Raw genomic sequence first — 9,102 nt, 5'->3', positions numbered from 1 at the left:
TATTGCGGCTTACACACTTTTTTGGGACAGTATCCTTGAGACTGTTCACGAAGGCGAAGACCCGAGCTCAGCAAATGCAAAGACCCCACCTCCGCCTCTTGCGAAGATAGGGTCTTAGGGATGAGTAGTATGGTGCCTGCGACTTACCTATTATGGTACTGCTCAGTGTAGTACATTTGGTAGTCACCCGAGGTGGTATACTGTAGCCACTCCTGATTATTGAGGTACCAGCAGACCGTCTTTTGGAGGCCTTCTTGGACAGTGACTGTGGGATGCCAATCGAGCTCTCTATGAATTTTTCGAGCGTCGATGGCGTAGCGGGTGTCGTGCCCTGGTCGGTCCTTGACATAATGTATAAGTGGCAGGGAGTGCCCCTCTGGGTGGCCGAGGAGACGGTCTACGGAGGTGATAAGCAGCTTCACGAGCTCAATATTTTGCAGCTCGTTATGCCCTCCGATATTGTAGGTCTCTCCCACCTTTCTTGCCTTGATGATCTGCTCTATAGCGCGGACGTGGTCTATGACGTATAGCCAATCACGTACCTGCTTGCCATCGCCGTAGATGGGGATGGGTCGTTGGTGTAGGATATTGGAGATGACGAGTGGGATGAGCTTTTCGGGGAACTGCCAAGGGCCGTAATTATTGCTACAATTGCTGATCACGGTAGGCAGTCCGAAGGTATCGTGGTAAGCTCGGACGAAGTGGTCGGCACTCGCTTTGCTAGCGGAGTAAGGGGAGTGAGGGTCATAGCTGTGGAGCTCAGTAAATGCAGGATCCTCGGTGTGGAGGGAGCCGTAGACCTCGTCAGTGCTAACTTGGTAAAAGAGCTTGCCTGAGAAGTCGTCTTTCCACGCTTCGTATGCACACTGTAGTAGGTTGACAGTCCCGAGTACGTTGGTATGTACAAAGGGGAGCGGTCCGCTGATACTGCGATCGACGTGGCTCTCGGCGGCGAAATTGACGACATGGGTGACGGGGTACTTCTTGAAAAGCGCTTGGACCTGCTGGAGGTCGGAGATGTCGGCCTTCTCGAATCGGTAGTTGGGGCACTGCTCTACCTCTTTGAGATTGGCAAGATTGCCTGCGTAGGTGAGGGCATCTACATTGACGAATAGGTGCTCGGGATACTCTGGGACAAGAGTGAGGAGGAAATTGGAGCCGATAAAGCCTGCACCTCCTGTGACGAGGATCACTTTTTTGTACTTAATGGTGTTCATAAATCAATAGTATATAGGTGTAATGACTCTAAATTAACGCACTTTGATCTTCAACTATATGACCCAAGAGAGTGGCACTGGAGACCTCATCAACGGCGACTCTTACAAAGTCGCCAATGTGGCTATTCTCTTTATCAAATACCACTACCTTATTCTGTTGGGTACGCCCGTAATACTGGTCTCGGCTCTTCTTTGAAAAGCCCTCGATCAGCACTACAAACTCCTTTCCAATATCCTTTGTATTACTCTCGGCTTGAATCTCTTGCTGGAGGTCGATCATCGTTTGTAGTCTCTTCAACTTTACCTCCTCTGGTACTTCATCCTCTAGCTTTTTCGCTGCGTAGGTGCCAGGACGCTCGGAGTATTTGAAGAGGAAGGCAGAATCAAACCGCACTTCTCTCATAATGCTCAGTGTCTCCTCAAACTCATCCTCACCCTCGCCGTGAAAACCACAGAAAATATCTGTAGAGATGCCACAGTCTGGAATCAGATCTCGTATTTTTGCCACACGATCAAGATACCACTCACGAGTATATCCTCGCCGCATATGCTTGAGCACTTTATTGCTACCACTTTGAAGTGGTAGATGTATGTGCTTGCAGATGTTGGGGTACTTAGCCATCATCTGGATGGTCTCATCAGTCATATCCTTGGGGTGCGGTGAGGTGAAGCGGATACGGATATTGGGGGCTGTGGTGGCGAGTATCTCGAGTAGCCTAGGGAAATCATAAACTTCACCATCGGGTGCTGTGTATCGGTAGGAGTTGACGGTCTGACCGAGCAGAGTTACTTCTCGATACCCCAATTGCTTCATCTCCTCTAGTTCATTGAGGATACTCTCTACCTCTCTGCTTCTTTCTCTTCCACGAGTGTAGGGAACGATGCAGTAACTACAGAATTTATTGCAGCCTCGCATGATTGAGATAAAGCCCGAGATATGTACGCCATCTAGCTTGAGGGGAATGACGTCTTTGTAGGTCTCATCGGTAGAGAGCTCTACATTTATTGCCTTTTCCCCGGATTCTACTGCACCGATTAGGTTGGGGAGCTCTAGGTAGGCATCTGGTCCTACCACTAGGTCGGCATGATGCTCCTCGATAAGCTGTTCCTTTACTCGTTCTGCCATACAACCAAGTACACCAATTATCATATTGGGCTTGTGTTTCTTGCGTATGCCATCAATCTGTGAGAGGCGGTTGAGCACTCTTTGCTCGGCATTATCACGCACGGAGCAGGTATTGATGAGCACTACATCGGCTTCTTCAAGTACCTCTGTCATAGCATACCCGATGGTCTCCATTATGGCGTAGACTACTTCGGAGTCAGCTACATTCATCTGGCACCCATAAGTCTCTAAGTAGAGGAGCTTGGCTTGGTCATTATTATTGTATATCATTTTATTCATTCTAGTCTTTGGTAAGTAGCCGTAAAATGACTAACTTTGAAAAGCTATATATATGGCAAAGATACTAAAACAATTACACCTCAAAGTGCGACGATAATAAATAGATATGGGTTCTTTATTTTTATGGCTAGCCATCGGCTACTTTGTCTTAAAGAAATTAAGCAGTGTGCTTCATGAAGTTGCTCAAGAGCATCAAGAGCAAATGGAAAGACATGCTGAACTTGAGCTCGGGGAGGAGGAACAAGAATACGTGGAGGAGTATTCTCCTCAAGAAGAGCCTATTTTTGAGAGCCCTTTTGATAGTCCTAGTAATGCTGTTGTTCCTCCCCCTTTGAAGTATCAGTCTATCAAGCTACCAACGGTGGAAGGTGGGCATCCAATGCAAAAAGTGCTCGAGACTACTGAGGATATAGAGACTGATGCAGAGGAGAGTGCCACTCGCTATAGGGCTAGCCATATCCGTGAGCATATCCGTGAGGGAATCGTGATGAAGGAGATCCTTGATCGTAAGCACTTCTAATCTCTTTGCGTGAAGAACCTCTCGCCCTAGATTCCGCAAGCGGGGTTTTATCATCACACCTTATTTTGTTACCTTTGCAAAAGTTTTTGTGGGGTGAAGCTGACGAGGTCGCTACACCCTAGCGATGAAGTAATTAATTGTTATATAAAGTATATGAATATATCATTCTCTTGGCTTAAGAAGTATGTAGACTTTGACCTCACTCCTGAGGAAACGGCTGAAATACTCACTTCTATAGGCCTAGAAGTGGCAGCGGTAGAGGAGAGAGAGTCGATTAGGGGTGGTCTGAAGGGGCTAGTTATCGGCAAGGTGTTGACTTGTGCTGAGCATCAAAATTCGGATCACCTACACGTTACGACAGTGGATATTGGTGGGGAATCGCCTTTGCACATTGTTTGTGGTGCTCCTAATATAGCGGCAGGACAAACCGTGGTGGTAGCCACGATCGGGACTACTTTATATAATGGTGACGAGAGCTTTACAATCAAGAAGGGCAAGATCCGTGGAGAAGTCTCGGAAGGTATGATTTGCTCGGCCGAGGAGATCGGTGTGGGCAGTGACCACTCTGGGATTATGGTACTGGAGGATGGTGTGAAGCCTGGGACACTTGCCTCGGACTACTTCGAGGTCTCTTCGGATCATGTGATTGAGATAGAGATTACGCCAAATAGGGTGGATGCAACTTCGCACTACGGTGTGGCTCGCGATCTCTATGCTTATCTTAAGACGCATGGCTACAAGACAGCCCTTCATTTTCCAGATCTTCCTACGATCAACTCGTGCGACAAGGAGCCGATTGCCCTCCAGGTAGAGTCTTTGGAAGCTTGCCAGAGATATATGGGAGTGGTGATTGAGGATATGCAGGTGAAAGAGAGTCCAAAGTGGCTTAAGGCGGCACTAGAGACTATTGGTCAGCGCTCTATTAATAATGTGGTGGACATCGCCAACTACGTGCTTTTTGAGCTGGGACAACCTCTGCACACCTTTGACCTTGCTAAGATTAAGGGCAATGAGGTACGGGTGCGACTAGCTAAGGAGGGCGAGGAGCTGGAGCTACTGGATGGCACTTCTTTGACACTCACCACTAAAGACTTGGTGATCGCTGATAATAACGAAGCCCTTTGCTTGGCAGGGGTGATGGGAGGAAAAGAATCGGGTGTGACAATGGACTCAACCTCTATGTTCTTGGAGGCAGCTACGTTCCACCCAACCTTTATCCGTAAGAGTGCTAGGAGATTTGGTCTCAATACCGATGCCTCTTTTAGATATGAAAGGGGGCTGGATCCTAACCAGTTGTCTAAGGCCCTTCAGAGGGCGGTATCGCTGATTATCGCGGAGACGGGTGGTCGAGTGACGAGCAAGGTGTATGACGTCTACGCTGTAGAGCACAAGCCTTATGCCATCACCCTTACGATGGAGAAGGTGCAATCTCTCACTGGTCTTGATATCCCTGAGAGCAAAGTGCTAGAGATACTGGAGGCTCTTGAGATTAAGGTGGTATCGAATAAAGATGGAGTACTGGAGCTAAGTGTACCTTGTTATCGCTTTGATGTCACTCGCGATATTGATGTGATAGAGGATATCCTTAGGATATATGGCTACAATGAGTACCCCGAAAAGATTAGCCTAGTGAGCACGATTAGCGTGAAGAGCCCTACCGATATGAGTGTGGACTTACAACGACGAATCAGTGAACAACTGACGGGGGCTGGCTTTAATGAGATTCTGAATAACTCCCTCTCTAAGGCTTCCTATTACCCTGAGGCGATCTCAAAGGGTGATGCAGTACAGGTGCTCAATCCTCTCTCCAACGACCTTTCTACCATGCGTATGACGATGATGCATGGAGGCTTGGAGGTGATAGAGCATAATCTCCATAGGCAGGCTCATGGATTAAGATTCTACGAATTTGGCAATTGCTATAGAAGAACAAAAGCTGGCGAGAAGAGCGATCTACCTGGCTACCAAGAGGATTACAGGCTGGGCATTTGGATGACTGGCGATGAACTACCTATGCACTGGTGCCGAAAGGAGTATCAGCAAAGTCCTTTCGAACTGAAGGCGATGATGCTGAATGTGATGAGGCGCCTTGGTCTTAATGATAACGAGCTACTAATAGAGCCACTTACCGATTGCTCTCTCTACGACGTTGCAGAGAAGATCTCACTCCGTGGCGGTGGAGTAGTTGCCCAATGGGGAGTTGTGAGCCAGAAAGTGCTTGAACTCCATGACGTAGAGGTGCCTGTCTACTTTGCAGAGCTTCAATGGAATGAGATACTGAGTAGGGTGCTCCGTAAGGAGGTGAAAGCAAAGCAGATCGCTCGCTTCCCAATGGTAAAGCGCGACTTTGCACTTCTGATAGATAAGAATGTCAGCTTTGCCGATGTGGAGAATGCGGCGAAGAAGGCGGGCGGAAAGCTCCTTAAGGAGGTGTCGCTCTTTGATGTGTACGACGACCCTAAGCACCTAGAGGAGGGAAAGAAGTCTTACGCCGTGACTTTTGGCCTGCAAGATGCGGAGCAGACGCTTTCGGAGAAGGTGATTGAGAAAACAATGGATAAAATATACCAGGCACTTAATAAACAACTCGGTGCCACATTAAGATAATATTGTACAAGAGAAAATATGGGAAGAGCATTTGAATATCGTAAGGCTCGCAAGCTAGCACGCTGGGGAAATATGGCTAGGGTATTTACCAAGCTATCAAAGGAAATCACCATTGCTGTGAAAGCAGGTGGTCCTGACCCAGATACCAACCCTCGCCTAAGGCTACTTATTCAGACTTCTAAGAAGGAGAATATGCCCAAAGACAATGTGGAGCGTGCCATCAAAAAAGCTACCGACAAAGACTTTACCGACTATAAGGAGGTTAACTTTGAGGGATATGCCCCTCACGGTATAGCTGTGTTTGTAGAGACTGCTACCGATAATAACACTCGTACTGTAGCCAACGTCCGTAGCTATTTCAATAAGGTCGGTGGCTCTCTAGGCACCAGTGGTAGCGTGGAGTTTATGTTTGACCACCAAGCTGTTTTCCACGTCACTAAAAAGGCAGATGCCGATATCGAGGAGCTACTTTTGGAGCTAATTGATTACGGTGTAGAGGATATTGATGAAGACGAAGGTGAGCTAGTGATCTCTGGCGACTTTGCCTCCAATGCAGCGATACAGTCACACCTTGAGGAATTGGGATACGAAATCACCAGCTCAGAATTTGTGCGTGTCCCTATGGACTACAAACAACTATCTCCTGAGGAGAGAGAGGATGTGGAGAAGCTACTTGAAAAGCTAGAGGAAGACGAAGACGTACAAAATGTCTTCCACAATATGGCAGAGGAAGAGTAGTCAACGGATAGAGTGAATGGGCTAGTAAGTGGTCTATTCACGATATCATGGCGGTAATATGACTTTAGAGACCCTCGTCCAGAGATTTGAAGATAGCAGTGCTTTGAGAACGCTCTTGAAGCAGCTATCTCAGGGAGAAAAGAGTATAGCTATTGATGGCCTACAAGGTTCATCAATAGCTATTGTATTATATCTTTTGTCTCATCACCAAAAGCCCCTTTTAGCGATTGCTCGTGATAGTGATGAAGCGGCCTATTTACTCAACGACCTAGAGAAGCTGTCGGGCACCGAAACGGTCTCCTTCTTCCCCTCCGCCTACAAGCGAGCCATCCGTTATGGGCATAAAGACCTCGCTAATGAGGTCATTCGGAGCGAATTGATGGAGCTCCTCAGGGCTGGCGAGCAACCCAAAATCATCGTCACCTACCCTGAGGCCGTAATCGAAGGGGTGGTCGATGAAAAGACCTACGATACCGGAAGACTAGAGCTCAAGGTAGGCGATCAAATCGATAGAACTGCTCTGAGAGAAAAGCTCTGGTCGATGGGATTTGAGGAGAAGGATTACGTCTATCTCCCTGGCGACTTTGCGGTGAGAGGAGGAATTATCGATATCTACTCATTCTCCTCCGAATCCCCAGCCCGCCTCGACTTCTTTGATAATGAAGTAGAGAGTATCCGTCTATTTGATCCCGAATCCCAATTGTCCCAAAGCACCATAGAGCAGGTGACTATCCTCACCTCATTTGAGCAAAACGATGTAGCGGTACAGTCCATTATCTCTTTACTCCCAAGTGACCTGGTCATCTACATCGACCAAGCTGCCTTCTTAGAGAGCAGCCTCGACCAGACCTACACTACCCCGCCAATCCACCCAGAGGACAATGAATTTGCCACCATTGAGGCACTTCAGAAAAGACTTTTAGCACCTCGCCAATTATTAGACGAAATCTACGCTCACCAGTGTGTGATGACCAATCCGGCTAAAGAGGTGGAAAAGCCCTTCAATGTACGATTCGGACAGCTACTAGAGCCGCTTTTTCATAAAAACTTCGAGCTTCTCTCCGATGCCCTTCTAAAGTATCAGGCCAATGGGTACGACACCATTATCATGAGCGATCAGGTAGGGCAACTCGAGCGGCTACAATCCATCTTTCAAGACCAAGCAAAGGGAGTGACTTTTGAGTCGATAGTGCCTACCCTTCATACCGGTTTTATCGATGATCAGCAGAAGTTGGCACTATTCACCGACCACACCATCTTTGAGCGTTATCACAATTTCAAGCTCAAGAGCGATAAGATTCGGAAAAACCGAGCGGTCATGACACTCAAAGATATCCAAAGCTTTGAGTTTGGAGATTATGTGGTACATCAAAACTACGGTATCGCCACCTTTGGCGGACTATTTACCATTGAGCAAAATGGCAAGCAGAAAGAGACCGTAAGGCTCAACTTCCAGGGCGGAGATAGTGTTTATGTCTCTATTCACTCGCTCCACCATATCTCTAAATACAAGAGCAAAGACAATGAGGAGCCCCCACGGCTAAGCAAGCTGGGAGGGTCAGCATGGGATAATCTCAAGGAGCGAACCAAGAAAAAGGTCAAGGATATTGCCCGAAATCTCATCAAACTCTATGCCGAGCGACTAAAGGTGAAAGGCTTTGCCTTCTCCAAAGATAGCTATCTGCAAAAAGAGCTAGAGGCCTCGTTTATGTACGAAGATACTCCCGACCAAGAGCAGGCAACTAACGATGTCAAAGCCGATATGGAGCGACCCATTCCTATGGATCGGCTCATCTGCGGAGATGTAGGGTTTGGCAAAACAGAGGTCGCCATCCGGGCTGCCTTCAAAGCAGTTACCGATGGCAAGCAAGTCGCCGTCCTAGTCCCCACCACAGTATTGGCGTACCAGCACTATATGACCTTCTCCAAAAGGTTAAAAGACTTCCCCGTCACCATAGAGTATCTGAGCCAAGCCCGCTCGGCAAAAGATCGTCGGGAGATACTAGAACGGTTAGAAGAGGGTAAGATAGATATTATTATAGGCACCCATACCATTACAGGTAAGAATGTAGTTTATAAGGATTTAGGGCTCCTCATCATCGATGAAGAGCAGAAGTTTGGCGTCTCCATCAAAGAGCGTCTTAGGGAGATGAGGGCACACATCGATACCCTCACCATGACCGCCACCCCTATTCCACGTACCCTCCAATTCTCCCTGATGGGTGCTAGAGACCTCTCCAATATCGCCACCCCACCACCCAATCGCTACCCCATACGCACAGAGCATATGCTCTACGATATAGAGGTATTGGCAGAGGCGATCAATGCTGAGTTGGCTCGTGATGGACAGGTCTTTTTTATCCACAATCGCATACACAACATAGGAGATATTGCTCGGAAAATAGAGCGTGCAGTACCTGGAATTAGGATATCTATTGCTCATGGGCAGATGTCTCCGAAGGAGCTAGAGCAGACGCTTTTGGGATTCATTCACCACGAGTCCGACCTCCTCCTAGCTACCACCATTGTAGAGAATGGCATTGACGTGCCGAATGCCAATACCATTATTATCAATGACGCACATCGCTTTGGCTTGAGTGACCTACATCAGCTCC

The 9,102-nt window shown here is 47.7% G+C and carries 6 protein-coding genes; 4 read left to right on the top strand and 2 right to left on the bottom strand.

The window, feature by feature from the left end:
* Positions 1 to 143: 143 nt before the first annotated feature.
* Together rfbB and miaB are read right to left on the bottom strand one after the other, a co-directional pair.
* Complete coding sequence (gene rfbB / locus QVO39_RS00135) at positions 144 to 1,217, bottom strand: dTDP-glucose 4,6-dehydratase (protein ID WP_021902500.1); 1,074 nt, start codon at positions 1,215 to 1,217, stop codon at positions 144 to 146.
* Between the two features lie 28 nt (positions 1,218 to 1,245).
* Positions 1,246 to 2,622 carry a tRNA (N6-isopentenyl adenosine(37)-C2)-methylthiotransferase MiaB gene (miaB, locus tag QVO39_RS00130; protein WP_018028806.1) on the bottom strand — a complete coding sequence of 459 codons (1,377 nt, stop codon included), beginning with the start codon at positions 2,620 to 2,622 and terminating at the stop codon, positions 1,246 to 1,248.
* Positions 2,623 to 2,728: 106 nt separating this feature from the next.
* On the opposite strand from miaB, the gene QVO39_RS00125 reads away from it, so the two are divergent.
* The 4 genes from QVO39_RS00125 to QVO39_RS00110 form a co-directional block, all read left to right on the top strand.
* Positions 2,729 to 3,142 (top strand): hypothetical protein, encoded by a 414-nt coding sequence (locus QVO39_RS00125; protein ID WP_021902498.1) that lies wholly within the window; start codon positions 2,729 to 2,731, stop codon positions 3,140 to 3,142.
* A gap of 153 nt (positions 3,143 to 3,295) precedes the next feature.
* Complete coding sequence (gene pheT / locus QVO39_RS00120; RefSeq protein WP_021902497.1) at positions 3,296 to 5,749, top strand: phenylalanine--tRNA ligase subunit beta; 2,454 nt, start codon at positions 3,296 to 3,298, stop codon at positions 5,747 to 5,749.
* Positions 5,750 to 5,767: 18 nt separating this feature from the next.
* Positions 5,768 to 6,487, top strand: a complete 720-nt coding sequence (locus tag QVO39_RS00115) for a YebC/PmpR family DNA-binding transcriptional regulator (RefSeq protein WP_018028803.1) — start codon at positions 5,768 to 5,770, stop codon at positions 6,485 to 6,487.
* 58 nt (positions 6,488 to 6,545) lie between these two features.
* The coding region (locus QVO39_RS00110; protein ID WP_288171144.1) for a DEAD/DEAH box helicase at positions 6,546 to 9,102 on the top strand (2,557 nt) is incomplete at its 3' end.

Origin of the sequence: Porphyromonas sp. CAG:1061 (genome assembly GCF_000435035.1) — a bacterium.
GTDB lineage: Bacteria > Bacteroidota > Bacteroidia > Bacteroidales > Porphyromonadaceae > Porphyromonas_A > Porphyromonas_A somerae.
The sequence above is the reverse complement of the archived record's forward strand: the minus strand, read 5'-3'. Positions and strand labels throughout refer to the sequence as shown.

What these genes read in the sequence shown, in the direction of transcription:
- rfbB (WP_021902500.1), bottom strand. Translation starts at nt 1,217, where the DNA reads ATGAACACCATTAAGTACAAAAAAGTGATCCTCGTCACAGGAGGTGCA.
- miaB (WP_018028806.1), bottom strand. Translation starts at nt 2,622, where the DNA reads ATGAATAAAATGATATACAATAATAATGACCAAGCCAAGCTCCTCTAC.
- QVO39_RS00125 (WP_021902498.1), top strand. Translation starts at nt 2,729, where the DNA reads ATGGGTTCTTTATTTTTATGGCTAGCCATCGGCTACTTTGTCTTAAAG.
- pheT (WP_021902497.1), top strand. Translation starts at nt 3,296, where the DNA reads ATGAATATATCATTCTCTTGGCTTAAGAAGTATGTAGACTTTGACCTC.
- QVO39_RS00115 (WP_018028803.1), top strand. Translation starts at nt 5,768, where the DNA reads ATGGGAAGAGCATTTGAATATCGTAAGGCTCGCAAGCTAGCACGCTGG.